At 66.9% G+C, this 16,247-nt stretch carries 21 protein-coding genes; 17 read left to right on the top strand and 4 right to left on the bottom strand.

The genetic code is table 11. The annotated features are described in order from the left end of the window. Positions 1–84: 84 nt before the first annotated feature. The 10 genes from ACREB7_RS17675 to ACREB7_RS17630 all read left to right on the top strand — a co-directional run bounded on the left by ACREB7_RS17675 (position 85) and on the right by ACREB7_RS17630 (position 7,836). Entirely contained in the window at positions 85–399 is a 315-nt protein-coding gene (locus ACREB7_RS17675; RefSeq protein ID WP_431593597.1) for a transcriptional regulator domain-containing protein, read from the top strand. Next, a complete protein-coding gene (locus ACREB7_RS17670; RefSeq protein WP_431593593.1) occupies positions 338–877 on the top strand; it encodes a DNA -binding domain-containing protein in 540 nt (179 codons plus the stop codon). Before ACREB7_RS17675 ends, ACREB7_RS17670 begins: the two co-directional genes overlap by 62 nt. Positions 878–979: 102 nt before the next feature. After that, positions 980–1,222 carry a helix-turn-helix transcriptional regulator gene (locus tag ACREB7_RS17665; protein ID WP_431593592.1) on the top strand — a complete coding sequence of 81 codons (243 nt, stop codon included), beginning with the start codon at positions 980–982 and terminating at the stop codon, positions 1,220–1,222. Next, positions 1,222–1,776, top strand: coding sequence for a DUF2840 domain-containing protein (locus tag ACREB7_RS17660; protein ID WP_431593591.1), 555 nt, complete (start codon positions 1,222–1,224; stop codon positions 1,774–1,776). The genes ACREB7_RS17665 and ACREB7_RS17660 overlap by 1 nt, the downstream gene beginning before the upstream one ends. After that, entirely contained in the window at positions 1,773–2,357 is a 585-nt protein-coding gene (locus tag ACREB7_RS17655; protein ID WP_431593590.1) for a S26 family signal peptidase, read from the top strand. Before ACREB7_RS17660 ends, ACREB7_RS17655 begins: the two co-directional genes overlap by 4 nt. A 15-nt stretch (positions 2,358–2,372) precedes the next feature. Then, positions 2,373–2,690, top strand: coding sequence for a DUF736 domain-containing protein (locus ACREB7_RS17650; RefSeq protein ID WP_431593589.1), 318 nt, complete (start codon positions 2,373–2,375; stop codon positions 2,688–2,690). Positions 2,691–2,762: 72 nt separating this feature from the next. Further along, a complete protein-coding gene (locus tag ACREB7_RS17645; RefSeq protein WP_431593596.1) occupies positions 2,763–3,410 on the top strand; it encodes a lytic transglycosylase domain-containing protein in 648 nt (215 codons plus the stop codon). A 219-nt stretch (positions 3,411–3,629) separates the two neighbouring features. Further along, positions 3,630–5,375 (top strand): relaxase/mobilization nuclease domain-containing protein, encoded by a 1,746-nt coding sequence (locus ACREB7_RS17640; RefSeq protein WP_431593595.1) that lies wholly within the window; start codon positions 3,630–3,632, stop codon positions 5,373–5,375. Between the two features lie 14 nt (positions 5,376–5,389). Beyond that, positions 5,390–7,402, top strand: coding sequence for a conjugal transfer protein TraG (locus ACREB7_RS17635; protein WP_431593588.1), 2,013 nt, complete (start codon positions 5,390–5,392; stop codon positions 7,400–7,402). Continuing rightward, positions 7,399–7,836: a CopG family transcriptional regulator gene (locus tag ACREB7_RS17630; RefSeq protein ID WP_431593587.1), complete on the top strand. Its 438-nt coding sequence runs from the start codon at positions 7,399–7,401 to the stop codon at positions 7,834–7,836. Before ACREB7_RS17635 ends, ACREB7_RS17630 begins: the two co-directional genes overlap by 4 nt. On the opposite strand, the gene ACREB7_RS17625 is transcribed toward ACREB7_RS17630, so the two are convergent. The 4 genes from ACREB7_RS17625 to ACREB7_RS17610 form a co-directional block, all read right to left on the bottom strand. Next, positions 7,812–8,648, bottom strand: a complete 837-nt coding sequence (locus tag ACREB7_RS17625) for a JAB domain-containing protein (RefSeq protein WP_431593586.1) — start codon at positions 8,646–8,648, stop codon at positions 7,812–7,814. The genes ACREB7_RS17630 and ACREB7_RS17625 overlap by 25 nt on opposite strands. A 101-nt stretch (positions 8,649–8,749) precedes the next feature. After that, a complete protein-coding gene (locus tag ACREB7_RS17620) occupies positions 8,750–9,223 on the bottom strand; it encodes a hypothetical protein (RefSeq protein ID WP_431593585.1) in 474 nt (157 codons plus the stop codon). 41 nt (positions 9,224–9,264) lie between these two features. Further along, positions 9,265–9,597 (bottom strand): hypothetical protein, encoded by a 333-nt coding sequence (locus ACREB7_RS17615; RefSeq protein ID WP_431593584.1) that lies wholly within the window; start codon positions 9,595–9,597, stop codon positions 9,265–9,267. A 58-nt stretch (positions 9,598–9,655) separates the two neighbouring features. Next, on the bottom strand, positions 9,656–10,171 hold the full coding sequence (locus tag ACREB7_RS17610) for a LuxR C-terminal-related transcriptional regulator (RefSeq protein ID WP_431593583.1): 516 nt from the start codon (positions 10,169–10,171) through the stop codon (positions 9,656–9,658). A gap of 218 nt (positions 10,172–10,389) precedes the next feature. Between ACREB7_RS17610 and trbB the strand changes: the two genes are divergently transcribed. The 7 genes from trbB to trbL all read left to right on the top strand — a co-directional run. Then, positions 10,390–11,373, top strand: coding sequence for a P-type conjugative transfer ATPase TrbB (trbB, locus tag ACREB7_RS17605; protein WP_431593582.1), 984 nt, complete (start codon positions 10,390–10,392; stop codon positions 11,371–11,373). After that, the gene (locus tag ACREB7_RS17600; RefSeq protein WP_431593581.1) at positions 11,370–11,702 is read left to right on the top strand and encodes a TrbC/VirB2 family protein; all 333 of its coding nucleotides are present in this window, start codon (positions 11,370–11,372) and stop codon (positions 11,700–11,702) included. Before trbB ends, ACREB7_RS17600 begins: the two co-directional genes overlap by 4 nt. Continuing rightward, on the top strand, positions 11,702–11,971 hold the full coding sequence (locus ACREB7_RS17595) for a VirB3 family type IV secretion system protein (protein WP_431593580.1): 270 nt from the start codon (positions 11,702–11,704) through the stop codon (positions 11,969–11,971). Before ACREB7_RS17600 ends, ACREB7_RS17595 begins: the two co-directional genes overlap by 1 nt. Further along, positions 11,968–14,403: a conjugal transfer protein TrbE gene (gene trbE / locus ACREB7_RS17590; protein WP_431593579.1), complete on the top strand. Its 2,436-nt coding sequence runs from the start codon at positions 11,968–11,970 to the stop codon at positions 14,401–14,403. The genes ACREB7_RS17595 and trbE overlap by 4 nt, the downstream gene beginning before the upstream one ends. 13 nt (positions 14,404–14,416) lie before the next feature. After that, positions 14,417–15,130 (top strand): P-type conjugative transfer protein TrbJ, encoded by a 714-nt coding sequence (trbJ, locus tag ACREB7_RS17585; RefSeq protein WP_431593594.1) that lies wholly within the window; start codon positions 14,417–14,419, stop codon positions 15,128–15,130. Position 15,131: 1 nt separating this feature from the next. After that, entirely contained in the window at positions 15,132–15,386 is a 255-nt protein-coding gene (gene trbK-alt, locus ACREB7_RS17580; RefSeq protein WP_431593578.1) for a putative entry exclusion protein TrbK-alt, read from the top strand. After that, positions 15,383–16,247: P-type conjugative transfer protein TrbL (gene trbL, locus ACREB7_RS17575; RefSeq protein WP_431593577.1), on the top strand; the 865-nt coding region annotated here is incomplete at its 3' end. The genes trbK-alt and trbL, both read left to right, overlap by 4 nt.

Here is a 16,247-nt window from a genome sequence, read left to right as displayed (position 1 = left end):
CCCATTTCTGGGCATGCCCATCCCCGAGTCTTGGAATTGGCGTGGGCGGGCCACTGGCCAACTCTGCTGTCTCGAACGGAGGCAGTGGTGGCGGGGAAGAGCGCGGGAGAGGATGATCGGCGGCCGCGCCTCGACTTTCCCGGCTATGCCCAGGAATTTCTCCGCCGCAGCGCGGACTATCGCCGCGAGTATGAGCAGGTGATGACGGACCCCGACGCGGGGCCGGCGTCGCAGGAGGTGATGGCCCGGCGATGGGGCCTCTGCTTTCCCGGCCGACCCGCGGCGACCGGCGCTGGAGGCGCCGGCCTTCTGGGACGCGGCCGCCTGTCCCTATGTCGTGGTGATCGACGCCGCCGATTCTGCGGTCCCGGATACGCCGGTTTTCGGCTGCGGACTTGATTTTCGTTTCGCCGAGCGACGTGTCGCTGACCGGGTCGCGACTGGCGCGCACCATTATATTCTGGAGCATGGGCGCGCGCTTCACCGGATCTGGCTGCGCGGCGATCCGGAGCGCGCTGTCCTTGCCGCCATCATTCCTCTCGACGGCATGACCGGGACACGGCTCGAGGCGGTTCAGGAGCTCGACCGATCGCTGCGCGGAGTGCCGACTCCGCAGCCCGGGGTCTGGCCGACCCTCTATCAGGCGCAGCGGCTCGACCTGTTGCTCGCCATCCTCGACCTTCGCGAGGGGACCCGCGTCACCAGTCACGAGGTCGCAAGCCGCCTCGTCTATCCGCGCATGACCATCGGCCGCGGTGCGGCCTGGAAGGCCTCGCCCGAACGGCGACGGACCCAGCGGCTGATCCGCGAAGCCGAGGCGATAGCCGCACGCGGCTATCGCGCGCTGCTCGCGGGCACGCTGGGGCGACAAAAATAGCGGCGAAATCGAGCCGCTCCCCCGTGCGCCTTGCTCCGCGCCATGACGCGACATCGCCCGCCGGCCCGCTCCTCAGGGTCCGGCGACTTGAAGGAGCTTCCCATGACCACCGGCCACCCGCCGCGCTTTCTGACGACGCCTGAGGCGGCAAAACGCGTAGGACTATCGCACCGGACGCTTGAGAAGCATCGCTGCTACGGAACGGGACCCGTCTATCGCAAGCTCGGGGGCCGCGTGGTCTATGCGATCGACGAACTCGACGCCTGGGTCGAGCTCGGCCGCCGCACCTCGACCTCCGATCCCGGTAGCGGAATCGTACGCCCCGCGCGGCGGGAGCCGCGCTGATGCGCCGCGCCGATTTCGATGCCGCGCTTGGGTTGCCGGGGGCTTCGTCGCGTAGGGGTCGCGTGCTCGCGGCGCCTTCGCCGCCGCAGCGCGATGCGTTCTCCGAGGTCGAACTGACCTGGATCGAAGGCCGACACGAACAATGGATCCGCTTCGGCCGCGTTGCCGCCGAGCGCATCCTGAGCCGCCGTACACGCATAGTCTGCTTTCGGCCCGGCGCCGTCTTCGCCTTCGTCCGCTGGACAGCGAACGACTTCGGCACCATCCATTCGAATATCGCGATCGCCATGGCGGTTGCGCCCGGCGAGCCGCATTCGACGCTGCCGTTCGTCCGTCCCGGCGCTGAAATCCTGGCGCGTATCGATAGCTGGCCGAAAGTTCAAAAGGCGCTCGCGGCGATCGATGCGGTCGAAGCCGTCGGGGTCGACGCCTGCGACGCGGCGCCAGACCATTGGCGCCATATCGGCAGCCGGATTGCATCCGGCTTACCGTGCCGGCCTTACTCGCTCGAACGCCACACGGCGTGGCTGCGCCGCCGGGCGATCGAATCATGAACCGCCGGATTCTTTCCGTCACTGCGGCGACAGCGGCGCTGTTCGGCACGCTCTTCGTTGCCGTCGCCTTGGCAGCGCCCGCGCCGCGCCTGGTCTGGAACGCGAGCGCCAGTGCGCCGATCGGACTCTACCGGATCGACACGGATGCGGCGCCGCAGGTCGGCGACCTTGTCGCCATCGACCCGCCGCCGGAGCTCGCCGGTTTCCTCGCCGCGCGCGGATATCTGCCGCGCGGCCTGCCGCTTTTGAAGCGCGTCGCGGCGCTTCCCGGCGCACTCGTCTGCCGGTCGGGCACCTTCGTAACGATCGACGGAACGGGCGTCGCCCGCGCGCTGGCGCGCGACCGGGCGAACCGCCCGCTCCCCGTCTGGACCGGCTGCCGGTCCGTCGGGCGCGGCGAGCTCTTCCTCCTCAATACAGCGCCGGACAGCCTCGACGGGCGCTATTTCGGGGCGCTGCCGGCCGCCGGCCTGATCGGCACCGCGCATCCGCTGCTGACCCGTTTGAACGCTTCGGCGCCGCTTCGCTGGCGCCCCGGCGAAGCCCGCCGTGCACCATCGCCCAGCAAGAAGGAGATATAGATGATTATCGGAATAATGCGCCGCACCGACACCGGCGGCTTCTCGGGCTCGATCAGGACGCTCGCGTTCGACGCGGAGATCACGCTTTCCAGCGCGGCCTATTCGGAGAAAGAGAATGCACCCGCTTGGCGACTGCTGATCGGCGATCCCGCGCTCGGCGCGGAGATCGGCGCCGGCTGGGATCGTTTGGGCCCGCGTGGCCTGTACATCGCCCTGCAGATCGACGACCCGAGCCTTGCCACGCCGCTGCGCGCGAACATGGTTCGCCTGGGCGACGACCCGGACGAATATTCGATCCTCTGGTCGCGCCCCGAAGCGCAGGGCGGAAATTGATCGATGGCGCGGCGGCTGCACATCGTCCGGCGTCTTGCGCTGCGTGTCGCCGCGCCATTCGGCGCGTTGCTCATGGGCTTCGTCCTGCCGCCGGTCTGCACGCCGGCTGCCGCCGCGGTGCAGCCGGCCGGACATCCCTATGCCGCATCGGTTGCCGAAGCGGCGCGGCGTTTCGCTATTCCCGAACTCTGGATCTGGCGCGTGATGCACGCCGAAAGCCGCGGGCGGGCCGGCGCCGTGTCGCACGCCGGGGCGATGGGACTGATGCAGATCATGCCCGGCACCTGGGCGTCGCTGACGGCGCGTCATCGGCTCGGGTCTGACCCGTTCGATCCCCGCGCCAACATCCTGGCGGGTGCAGCCTATCTGCGCGCGATGTGGGACCGCTATGGCGACATCGCGCTGATGCTCGCCGCCTATAATGCGGGGCCCGGGCGCGCCGATGCCTATGCGTCGGGCCGCCGCGGCCTGCCCGCCGAAACCATCGCCTATGTCGCGAAGATTGCCCCCGAACTGCATGGTGTCGGCACTGTTTCTGCCGTCGACGCTGTCGCCTTGCCGCCCAGACCGTCGCCTGGCTGGCGCGGCGCGGGGCTCTTCGCCGGGCTCCGCGCCGATCCAGAGAATGCGCGTCCGGCATATGGGCCCGAAGGCGCTGCGCCGTCTTCCGCACCGTCTGCGTCGCTCTTCATCTCCCTCACCACCCATGGGGAGCGCTGATGTTCCGCCGATGGGTCAGCGTTGCTGGAGGCTGGTGTCGGGGAGCTGCAGGGTCTTGCTGGAAGGGAAATTGGGGATCGCAAGATAAAAGCCGTGCCAGCTGCGGGCCCGGGATGGTCGGTTTTCGGCGGCCTTGCGCGTATGGCACCTCCAAGATTAGCCATACGGAGCGCGCCAAGCCGGCCGCGCGCGCGCCGATTTCGTATGGCAGGCCGTTCCATGCGGCGTGACGACGGCGATTTCCGGGTCAGGCCGGGACGGAGCCGCGATCGCGGCTCGGGGTCCGCGGGAAGGGGGAAGCGTCTCGCAGCCCAGGTCCGCAGGGCTGCCGCTCGCTCGGGCTACACCCGCTCGCGATCCGGGCGGACACGCGGAGGCGGGACCGGAACGCGGGGGCGGGGCCGGGGCGCGCTCGCGGCGATGCGCAGCCGGCCGGGCAGCCGGCGCGTTACTGTCATGGCACGCGTCGTTCGCCATCGCGGCGCGCGGTTCCGGGCCGCGCCGCTCGCGCGCCATATCTCCTATCTGGAACGCGAGGGCGTGACCCGCGACGGCCGCGACGCGAGCATGTTCGATGCTGAGGGCGACGCAGCCGATCGCGGCGCGTTCGCCGAGCGCTGTGAGGATGACCGGCACCATTTTCGGCTGATCGTCAGCCCCGAGGATGCGGCCGATCTCGGCGACCTTCGCGCCTTCACCCGGGATCTTCTCACCAACATGCAGAGGGATCTGGAAACGCAGCTCGACTGGGTCGCCGTCGACCATTGGAACACCGACAATCCGCACGTCCATATCCTCGTGCGTGGGGTTGCCGACGATGGCTCAGATCTCGTGATCGACCGCGGCTATATTTCTGCCGGTATCCGGGGACGCGCCGAGACCCTCATGACGCTCGAGCTTGGTCCGCGCAGCGAACTCGATATTCAAAATGCGCTCGCGCGCGAGGTCGATGCCGAACGCTGGACAAGCCTTGATACGCGGCTGCAGCGGATCGCCGACCAGATGGGCGGAGTGATCGACCTGCGTCCCGCCGCGGATGACGATCGGCGCATGCATGGACTGCTGGTGGGTCGCGCCGCGAAGCTCGAACAGATGGGACTCGCCGAACGAACGGGCGCCGGCCTCTGGGTCATGGATGTGGGCGCCGAACAGGCGCTGCGCGAAGTCGCGGTACGCGGCGATATCATCAAGACGATGCACCGGGCGCTCACCCGCGACGGCGGACGTTTCGATCCCGCTACGCTCGCGCTGCACGAAGGAGCCCCGGGAGGTCCGATCATCGGCCGACTGGTCGAGCGCGGTCTTCATGACGAGCTCGCCGGCAGCGTCTATGCGATCGTCGACGGCGCCGACGGGCGCACCCACCATATCCGCTTCAACGACATGGAGAGGACCGGCGACGCGCGGCCCGGGGCGATCGTCGAGTTGCGCAGCTGGGAGGACGGTAAGGGCCGCGCCCATATGTCATTGGCGACGCGCTCCGACCTGCCGCTTGCCGCGCAGGTCACGGCGCCCGGCGCGACCTGGCTCGACCGCCAGCTCGTCGCTCGCGAGCCCGTCGCATGCGGCAATGGCTTCGGTCTCGAAATCCGCCAGGCGATGGACGAGCGCGCCCGCCATCTTGTGAGAGAGGGCCTCGCTTCGCGCGCCGGCGATCGGCTGACCCTGTCGCCGGGCCTGATCGACAAGCTCGCCTCGCGCGAGCTCGACGCCGCGACCGCCGACATTGCGCGACGGACGGGCCTTGCCGCGAAACCCTCGGCTGCCGGCGAGCATGTCAGCGGCATCTACCGCGAACGCGTCACGCTCGCGTCGGGGCGCTTTGCGATGATCGACGACGGGTTCGGCTTCCAGCTCGTTCCGTGGCGCCCCGCGCTCGACCGTCACCTCGGCGAGCACATTACCGGCACCATGTCGCCAGGCGGCGGCGTCGACTGGGCGTTGGGCCGGGGCCTTGGCATCTAGAAGGACAGCATCGCATGAACGACAAGATACTCTGGGGCCAGATCGCCGCGGTCGGCGCGATCGTGATCCTTGCGGTCTGGGCCGCGACGCAGTGGACCGCGGCGGCGCTCGGGTTTCAGCCGGCGCTCGGTGCGCCATGGTTCCGGGTCGGTGACTATCCCGTTTATCCGCCGCCGGCCTTCTTCTGGTGGTGGTTCGTTTATGACGCCTATGCGCCGCCGATCTTCTACCGCGGCGCGATGATCGCGGCCTCGGGCGGCTTCGTCTCGATCGTCGTCGCGATCGCCATGTCGGTGTGGCGGGCCCGCGAGCGAAGGCGCGCCGAAACCTATGGCTCGGCACGCTGGGCCGATGCGGGCGATATCCGGCGTGCCGGCATGCTCGGCGAGGCCGGCGTGATCCTCGGGCGGTTCGGGAGGCGCTATCTTCGCCACGACGGCGCCGAACATATCCTCTGCTTCGCGCCGACGCGCTCGGGCAAGGGCGTCGGTCTCGTCGTGCCGACGCTTCTCACCTGGCCCGGCAGCTGCATCGTGCACGACATTAAGGGTGAGAATTGGCAGCTGACCGCAGGTTTTCGCGCCCGGCATGGCCGCGTGCTGCTCTTCGATCCTACCAATATCGCGTCATCGGCATACAATCCGTTGCTCGAAATACGGCGCGGACAATGGGAGGTGCGCGACGCGCAGAATGTCGCCGACGTGCTCGTCGATCCCGAGGGCAGCCTCGAGAAGCGCAATCATTGGGAAAAGACGAGCCATTCTTTGCTCGTCGGGGCGATCCTCCATGTCCTTTATGCCGAAGAGGACAAGTCGCTCGCGGGGGTCGCTGCCTTTCTCTCCGATCCCCGCCGCGGCATTGCCACGACGCTGAGGGTCATGCAGACGACGGCGCATCTCGGCGAGGCAGGCGTGCATCCGGTCGTCGCCCGCGCCGCGCAGGACCTCCTCAACAAGTCGGCGAACGAGCGATCGGGCGTGCTCTCGACCGCCATGTCCTTCCTCGGCCTTTACCGTGATCCGGTCATCGCAGCGGTGACCGGGCGGTCCGACTGGCGCATCGCCGATCTTGTAACCGGCGACACGCCGACCTCGCTCTACCTCGTCGTCCCGCCCGGCGACATCAGCCGCACCAAGCCGCTGATCCGCCTCATCCTCAACCAGATCGGGCGGCGGCTCACCGAGGAGCTTAATCCTGCCGTGCGGCCGCATCGCCTTCTCTTCATGCTCGACGAATTTCCGGCGTTGGGGCGGCTCGATTTCTTCGAGAGCGCGCTCGCCTTCATGGCGGGCTACGGGATCAAGGCCTTCCTCATCGCCCAGTCGCTGAACCAGATCGAAAAGGCCTATGGGCAGAATAATGCGATCCTTGACAATTGCCATGTCCGGGTGAGTTTCGCGACCAATGACGAGCGCACCGCCAAGCGCATTTCCGATGCGCTCGGGACCGCGACCGAGATGCGCGCGATGAAAAATTATGCGGGGCACCGGCTCTCGCCCTGGCTCGGCCATCTCATGGTCTCGCGCACCGAAACCGCGCGTGCGCTTTTGACCCCGGGCGAGGTGATGCAGCTGCCGCCAGACCAGGAGATCGTCATGGCAGCCGGGGTCGCACCGATCCGCGCGCGCAAGGCGCGATATTTTACCGATCCCCGGTTCCAGGTGCGCATCCTGCCCCCGCCTGAGATGCAGGCGGAGCGCGAGGCTCGATCCGACGACTGGACATCGCTGGCCCGTCCGGAAATTTTGGCCGGCGCTTTTGCCGAACCTCCAGGCGAAGATGCTGCCGGCAAGGCTTCGGAACAGGAGGCGGGCGATGTCGAGGCCAGTAGCGGCATCCGGCAGGAGCCCGCGATCCCCGATCTTGAGAATGTCGCGCCGCCGCCGGGTACCGGAGCCAGCGAGTTCGAATTTCCTGTCGACGAGCGCGATGAAGACCCAGTTCGCGAGCGCAAGGCGATCGACGGTGCGATGCGCCGGGGCGCCCGGCTTGCGGCACAGGATCCGGACGACGGCATCGAGCTATGAGGAAATCTTCGGTCAAAAGGACGTTTCGGATCGATGCCGTCCTCGCGCGTCAGCTCGACGAACGGGCGAGCAGTCGCCGGATCACACGGACCGACATTGTCGAGGCGGCGCTGGCCTCGCTGCTGACGCCCGATCATGAAGAACGGGTCGAAGCCGTTCTGACGCGGCGGCTCGACCGGATATCGCGTCAGCTCGATCGGCTCGAATGGCATGTCGAACTGTCAAACGAGACCTTCGCTTTATTCGTCCGCTCCTGGCTCATTAACACACCGCCGCTCCCCGAGGCAGCGCTGCGGGCGGCTCAGGCGACTGGCAAGAAGCGATGGGAAGCATTCATCGACTCGCTCAGCCGCCGGATGGAGCTCGGCCCGAAGCTTGGCGACGAGCTATCGCGCGATATCGGTGCAGCTCATTCGTCGCCGCCTGTAAAATAGGCCATGAGCCTGTGGCCAAGAGGGGGCGCCAACCGAATGAACTTGCGTCTTCCATCCAATCGGTCCGCCTCACGGGTCACCAGGCCCGTCTCGCACAGGCGCTGCAGCAGCCGCAGCGCGCTGCTCATGGGCAGGCCGGAGGCTATGCAGAATGAGCTGGTGGATACGGGTTTGCCCTGGGCCTCGTGTATGAAGAGGTCGATGAGCACATCCCAGGCCGGCTCGCCGAACAGCTCGGGTGCGCCGACCAGCTGGCGGCGGAGGAGGCGCCGCCGCGATGCCTTTTGCGCACTGTCGAGCGCGCGGGCCGCGCCAGGGGCGCTGCGCCAGTCGGAAGACTCATCCCGAAGAATGACCTTCGCGGATGGCTTCGGACGGGCCGATGGGCGGTCTGCCATAATGGCTCGGTGATCGTGCGCGGTGACAATAATATGCTCCAGCACTTCGACATCGATTAAAGCTCCGATCTCCGCCAGCTGTTCGGTCCCTTCGATATCGCCCTGGCTTGGCACCGGGTTCCCGCTCGGATGATTGTGAATGAGGATGATCGCGGCGGCGTCGAGTTCGATGGCCCGCCGAAATATGGTGCGGGGATAGAAGGCGACCTGCCTGACGCTTCCGTGCTGCAATTGTTCGTCCGCCAGCAGGCGGTGGGATGCGTCGAGAAAAAGCACTCTCAGCGTCTCGCAGGTCAGCGCTCCCATCGAAGCCTTGAGATATTTGAGCAATCGCGGGTTGGCGGGGTCGACGCTCGCTTCGGTCATGTCGGCGCACAAGGCCTCGAGTGCCGCGGCACGGGCGGCGACCATCATCGCGGCGACAGGGCTGCCTTTCCCCAATGTGCGGGCAAGCGATTCCGGCGACTGGGCGAAGAGGCGGGCAAGGGATCGATGCTCCGTGAGCAGCGCCTCTGCTAAGGCTCCGCTGTTGCCCGGATCGATGGCCGCGACGAAATCTGCCAGGATGGCTCGTTCTCGCCTTTCGCGAGCCGACGTTGGTGCCGCCAGGTTGCGAGGATGAGAATTGCCGGCACCGGCCAGGATGTCGCCACCTGCATTGCGAGATAGGCCGCCGGGTGGAGCGCCATGTCGATCAGCCTGCTCGAGTGAGCGAGTAGCGGAACCAGGTGCAAGACGGCGATGCACATCGGCCAGAAGCGATGCGCAAACAGCGCGAGCGTGACGGTGGAGACGGCTCCAAACAGATCGATGACGAGATGGCCCGTGTCCAGCGTCGCGAAACTCGGCGGCACGAACAGATGGAGCAGCTGGTCCGAGCCCACCATCGCCACCGCGATCGCCGCCATCACACGTTCGGGTCCACCACCCTTCCACGCGGCATAGCCGACAGCAATGGCCAGAAAAGCGAGAAACAAGGCGATGCGCATGCTCCGAAACTTTCACGGCCATTGCCCCCGGTCAACCGCCGTCAGGCCGCCGCGGATCGCGCGCCACTTCTGTCCCCGGCAATCGACGGGCATTCATGAAGATCATAGCCCGCGGTCTCGCGGCCGATGTCCGCGAGCTCGCCATGCACGCGAAGAATATCCCCGCTGGCATCGACCAGCGCCATCTGGGCCTTCATCAAGCGGCGGATCGTTGCCTGGCCTTTTGTCGTTGGCACACCTTCCGTATCGCGCCGCGCCGTCACGACACTCGTCATGAGCGTCGACACGGCGATGAGCGCGTCGTCGACGCGCAGTTCCGCCGCGGGAACGTCGCGGATCAGCCGCGCGGCGGTGATGGTGATTTCCTTGGACATGACTTCTCCTCTGCCGGAAGCGGACGCCCCGGCCGTTGACGTTGGACAGATAGAAGGATCAGCCGGAGATCAGCCGCGTCAGCGTTTCGCCGATGGTCAATCCCGCCAGGATGAGAAGGATCAGCACGGACAGCATTGCCGCCATGATCCATACTCTGGTCCGACCGGAATGATCATGCCTCCACAGACCCTTGAACGGCGAAACGACCGCGATCGGTTGCTCGGTAAGGGGCGCACTGTGTTGCAGCGCCACCTCGGCCAACTCCCCGTTCGGGAAGTCGGATGGCACCAGTCGGGGCTTTGCCGCTAGTATGATCGCGTCACATGGTATCCGGTCATAGGTCTGCTTGAGGCGCGCATATTGATTTGCCGCCTCGGCCCGATTGACCGCCCCAAGGATTTCGCGTGCCGTCGTCAGCCTGAGATCGACGGCTTGCTTCGAAATATCGAGCTGCCTGGCAATCTGCTTCGAGGTCTGATGTTCGAGCAGCAGGTCGAGACACGCACGCTGCTTGTCCGTGAGCCGCGCCCAACGCATTTCATCTTCTGACGGCTGCGACCCCGAATCAGTCATGATTACACTGTTGTCAAAATCGTGGCCGGCACAAGGTCTGCATCCCGATTCGGTATCATCTCGCCGCGATCGCGGGTGCGGGGCCTACGCCTCCGCCTGTCTTCCTTCGCCAGCCTTCGACGCGCGGATTTCCTTGTTGAACTCGCGCATCCTGTGCGTCTCTTACTCCTCCCCGTCGCGCCGGGCGCCTTCGCCCGGCCATATGAAACGGGGTAGTAATGAGCGCAGAACCGGTCCCGCTGGAGGCACGTCGTCGCAGCGCGCGCATGCTCCGCACCGCGATGGGCGGCGCGATCTCCGACTGGCTCGCGGACCGAGACGTCATCGAAATCATGCTCAATCCGGACGGGCGCCTGTGGGTCGACCGGCTGGGCAGGGGTGTGGCCGATAGCGGCGCGATGCTGTCCGCGGCGGACGGCGAGCGCATCATTCGCCTCGTGGCGCATCATGTCGGCGTTGAAGTGCATGGCGCGGCGCCTCGCGTGTCGGCCGAGCTGCCCGACGGGGGCGAGCGCTTCGAAGGCCTGCTGCCGCCGGTCGTTGCCGCACCGACCTTCGCCATCCGCAAGCCCGCGATCGCCATCTTCTCGCTGGATGATTATGTCGCCTCGGGCATCATGCCCGCCAGTGCCGCCGAGATCCTCCGGGCAGGCGTTCGCGACCGGCAGAACATCCTGGTCGCCGGCGGTACCGGTACCGGCAAGACGACACTGACCAACGCCCTGCTCGCGGAGATCGCGGGAAGCAGCGACCGGATCGTGCTCATCGAGGACACGCGCGAGCTGCAGTGCGCCGCGCCTAATCTCGTGTCGATGCGGACCAAGGACGGTGTCGCCTCGCTGTCCGACCTTGTCCGCTCGTCGCTGCGCCTTCGGCCCGATCGCATCCCGATCGGAGAGGTGCGCGGCGCCGAAGCGCTCGATCTCCTGAAAGCCTGGGGTACCGGCCATCCCGGCGGCGTCGGTACGATCCACGCCGGCAGCGCGCTTGGCGCGCTCCGCCGCATGGAGCAGCTGATCCAGGAAGCCGTGGTCACCGTGCCGCGCGCGCTGCTTGCCGAGACGATCGACCTCGTGGCGGTACTCGTGCGCGACGGAACGGGTCGCCGCCTTTCCGAACTCGCGCGCGTCGACGGGTTCGACCGGTTGAACCTCGAATATCGCCTTACGCCCCTCATGATTTCTCAAGGAGATGATCGATGACCCATGCCGTCCGGCGTGGCGCACGCCGCGCCATGCTCTGCTCCACCACGCTCTTCGTGGCGCTCGTCTTGTCGGCGCCGGCGCAGGCGGGCGGCTCCTCGATGCCGTGGGAAGCCCCGCTGCAGTCGATCCTCGAAAGCATCGAGGGGCCGGTCGCGAAGATCGTCGCGGTGATCATCATCATCGTGACCGGTCTCAGCCTTGCCTTCGGCGACACCTCAGGCGGCTTCCGACGTCTGGTCCAGATCGTGTTCGGCCTGTCGATCGCCTTCGCCGCCTCGAGCTTCTTCCTCTCCTTCTTCTCGTTCGGCGGCGGAGCGCTCGCCTGATGGGCCGGGAAGGGGAGGTGCCGGGCTTTTTCGCGCCGGTTCACCGGGCGCTGGCCGAGCCCATCCTCTTGGGCGGCGTCCCACGGTCTCTCGCGATCGTCAATGGCACGCTCGCCGGTGCGATCGGCCTCGGTCTCCGCCTCTGGATCGTCGGTCTCGTCCTCTGGGCGGTCGGCCATGCCCTTTCGGTCTGGGCCGCCCGCCGCGACCCCCAGTTTGTCGACGTCGCCCGCCGTCACCTCAAATATCCTGTCTGGATGCGCCCATGATGAACCTTTCCGAATATCGCACGAAATCCGCCCGCCTCGCCGATTTTCTCCCTTGGGTCTGCCTGGTGGCGGAGGGCGTGGTGCTCAACAAGGATGGGTCCTTCCAGCGCACCGCGCGCTTTCGCGGGCCCGACCTCGACAGCGCCACGCCCGCCGAGCTCGTCGCGGTCACGTCGCGGCTTAACAGCACGCTGCGGCGGCTGGGCTCGGGCTGGGCGGTCTTCGTCGAAGCGCAACGCGCGCCCGCGACATCCTATCCGGTGTCAGACTTTCCCGATGTCGTGTCGGAACTCGTTGACATCGAGCGCCGCGAGCAGTTCCGCGAGGCGGGAGCGCATTTCGAGAGCTTCTACTATCTGACCCTGCTCTGGATGCCGCCCGCCGAAGAGACCGCGCGCGCCGAGGCCTGGCTCTATGAGGGGCGTTCCAAGACCGGCGTCGATCCGAAGGAATTGCTCGCGAGCTTCGTCGATCGAACCGGCCGCGTCCTGCATCTTGTCGAGGGCTTCATGCCCGAGGCCGAATGGCTCGGCGACGGCGAGACGCTGACCTATCTACACAGCTGCATCTCGACCAAGGCGCAGCGCGTCCGCGTGCCCGAGACGCCGATCTATCTCGATGCGCTGCTCGCCGACGAGATGCTCGTCGGCGGTCTCGAGCCGCGACTCGGCGATCATCATCTGCGCACCCTCACTATCACGGGTTTTCCGAGCGTCACCTTCCCGGGCCTGCTCGACGAACTCAACCGTCAGGCCTTCGGCTATCGCTGGTCGACGCGCGCGATCATGCTCGACAAGACCGACGCGACCAGGCTGCTGACGAAGATCCGGCGCCAATGGTTCGCGAAGCGCAAGTCGGTCGCCGCGATCCTGAAGGAGGTGATGACCAACGAAGCATCGGTCCTGATCGACAGCGATGCCTCGAACAAGGCGGCCGACGCCGATATGGCGCTGCAGGAACTTGGTGCCGACGAAGCGGGCATCGCCTATGTCACGGCAACGATCACGGTCTGGGATCGCGATCCGGCGCTGGCATCCGAGAAGCTGCGGCTGGTCGAGAAGATCATCCAGAGCCGCGACTTCACTTGTACCATCGAAGGCGTCAACGCGCTCGAGGCCTGGTTCGGGAGCCTGCCCGGCCATGTCTATGCCAATGTCCGCCAGCCCCCGGTCTCGACCCTCAATCTCGCCCACCTGATCCCCCTCTCGGCGGTGTGGGCGGGGGCGGAACGGGACGAGCATTTCGGTGATGCCCCCTTGCTTTACGGCAAGACCGAAGGTTCGACCCCGTTCCGCCTTTCGCTCCATGTCGGCGATGTCGGCCACTGCCTCGTCGTCGGCCCAACTGGCGCCGGCAAATCGGTGCTGCTGGCGCTGATGGCGATGCAGTTCCGGCGCTACGCCGGCAGCCAGATCTTCGCCTTCGACTATGGCGGTTCGATCCGCGCCGCGGCGCTCGGCATGGGCGGCGACTGGCAGGATCTCGGCGGCGCGCTCCACGACGCCGACAGCGACGGCTCGGTCGCGCTGCAGCCGCTGGCGCGGATCGACGAGGCCGCCGAACGCGCCTGGGCGGCCGAATGGCTCGCGGCCCTGCTCGCCGGCGAAGGCGTCGCGGTGGGACCGGCGGCGAAGGAGCATATCTGGTCGGCGCTGACCTCGCTCGCGACCGCGCCGGTCGCCGAGCGGACGCTTACCGGCCTAGCGGTCCTGCTCCAATCGCAGGAACTCAAGCTTGCGCTCGCGCCCTATCTGGTTGGAGGTCCCTGGGGCCGGATGCTCGACGCCGAAGCCGAGCATCTGGGGTCGGCGCGCGTGCAGGCGCTCGAAACCGAGGGCCTGGTCGGGTCCTCCTCGGCAGCGAACGTCCTGTCCTATCTGTTTCACCGCATCGAAGCCCGCCTCGATGGTTCGCCGACGCTGATCATCATCGACGAGGGCTGGCTCGTTCTCGATCAACCCGCCTTCGCGGCGCAGCTGCGCGAATGGCTGAAGACGCTGCGCAAGAAGAACGCGAGCGTGATCTTCGCGACGCAAAGCCTTGCCGATGTAGAAAGCTCTGCGATCGCGCCGGCGATCATCGAGAGCTGTCCCACGCGCATCTTCCTGCCGAACGAGCGCGCGGCGGAGCCGCAGATCGCGCGGGTCTATGAACGCTTCGGGCTCAACGACCGGCAGATCGGAATACTGAGCCGGGCGACGCCAAAGCGCGATTATTATTGCCAGTCCCGGCGCGGCAACCGGCTCTTCGACCTGGGGCTCGGAGACATCGCGCTCGCCTTCGCCGCTGCTTCCTCCAAGTCCGACCAGATTCGCATCGGCGAGCTGATGGCGGCGCATGGCCAGCAGCAGTTCGCGGCGGCCTGGCTGCGCCACCGCGGCCTGACCTGGGCCGCCGACCTGCTCGGCAATCTGGAAATCGCAGCCCCCTGAAGGAGTGAAGATGATGAAGAAACGTTTCTTTCGCCATGCGGCAATGGCCGGTCTGATCGCGATGCTGTCCGCCGGTCCGATGATCGCGCCCGCTGCGGCGCAGATCGGCGGGATCGTCCACGACCCGCGCAACTATGCCCAGAATATTCTGACCGCCGCGCGCACGCTCGAGCAGATCAACAACCAGATCAAGCAGCTCCAGAACCAGGCGACCTCGCTCGTCAACGAGGCGCGCCATCTTCAGAGCCTGCCGACCTCGACGTTGCGGGAGCTGCAGGGACGGGTCGATCGCACCCGGGACCTTTTGGCCGAAGCGCAGCGCGTCGCCTTCGATGTCGGCGATATCCAGAAGGCGTTCGACGCCCGCTACCAGGGTGCCGCGCTGTCGGGGCCGCAAGCGGCGCTCGTTGCCAATGCCGAGGCGCGCTGGAACGACAGTGTCGGCGCCTTTCAGGACGCGATGAAGGTTCAGGCCGGCGTCGTCACCAATATGGGCGCGGCCCGCCAGTCGATCGCCACACTGGTGACCGCGAGCCAGTCGGCGAGTGGTGCGCTGCAGGCGGCGCAAGCCGGCAACCAGCTGCTCGCGCTCCAGTCGCAGCAGCTCGGCGACCTCGCCGCCGCGATCGCAGCGCAGGGCCGCGCCGAAATGCTGAATGCCGCGCGCGCGGCAGCGGCCGAGACCGAAGGACGCGAACGCTTCCGCCGCTTCCGCAAGGGCAATTGAGATGGCCCGGGCGGGGAAGCTCGTCGCCGGAGCGGTCGTCGGCGGCATGGCGCTGTCGCTCGCGCTTCTGGCCGCGGCCGATCCGCCCGTGCCGCGTGCGCCAGCTTCCCCTCGGATCTCCGGAGTGCACGCACGCCCCGAGCTTGCCGAGACGCTCCGCCGCTGCCGCACGGTCACCATTGCCGATGCGGAATGCGAGGCGGCGTGGGAAGCGAAGCGCCGACACTTCTTCGGCCAGGAAAGGCAAGAGCGATGAACGACACCGGCGTGATCGACCAGTTTCTGTGGGTCTTCTCGACCTACATCGACAGCGGCTTTGGGCTGCTTGGCGGCGAGGTGGGCTTCCTGTCGTCGACGCTGATCGTGATCGACGTGACGATCGCGGCGCTCTTCTGGGCTTGGGGCGCCGACGAGGATGTCCTCCAGCGTCTCGTCAAGAAGACGCTCTACATCGGCGTGTTCGCCTTCATCATCGGCAATTTTCAGAGCCTCGCGACGATCATGCTCGAAAGCTTCGCGGGTCTTGGCCTCAAGGCGAGCGGCGGCGTCATGGCGATCGGTGACTTCATGCGTCCGGGTTTCGTCGCGGCGACGGGGCTCGATGCCGCCGAGCCGCTTCTCGATGCGTCTGCCGATCTGCTGGGGCCGGTAGGACTCTTCACCAACTTCGTCCAGATACTGATCCTGCTGGTCGCCTGGGTGATCGTGGTGCTCGCCTTCTTCATCCTCGCGGTGCAGGTCTTCGTGACGATCCTCGAATTCAAGCTCATGACGCTCGCGGGCTTCGTCCTGATCCCTTTCGCCTTCTTCGGCCGCACCGCCTTCATGGCCGAGCGCGTTCTCGGCCATATCATCTCATCGGGCATCAAGCTTCTGGTTCTGGCGGTCATCACCGGCATCGGGACGACCCTGTTCGATCGCTTCCTCGATGCCGGAATGGGTCCCGAACCCGATATCGAGCAGGCAATGGCAATCGCGCTCGGGGCGCTGACGCTTCTGGGACTCGGGATTTTCGGCCCCAGCGTCGCCAACGGCATCGTCGCGGGCGGGCCGCAGCTCGGCGCTGGTGCCGCCGCCGGGACGACCGTCGCTGCGGGCGCGACGCTCGCTGCCGGCG

Source organism: Sphingopyxis sp. (assembly GCF_050725615.1).
GTDB lineage: Bacteria > Pseudomonadota > Alphaproteobacteria > Sphingomonadales > Sphingomonadaceae > Sphingopyxis.
Note: the sequence above shows the minus strand (reverse complement) of the source record. Positions and strands in the feature narration are given on the sequence as shown.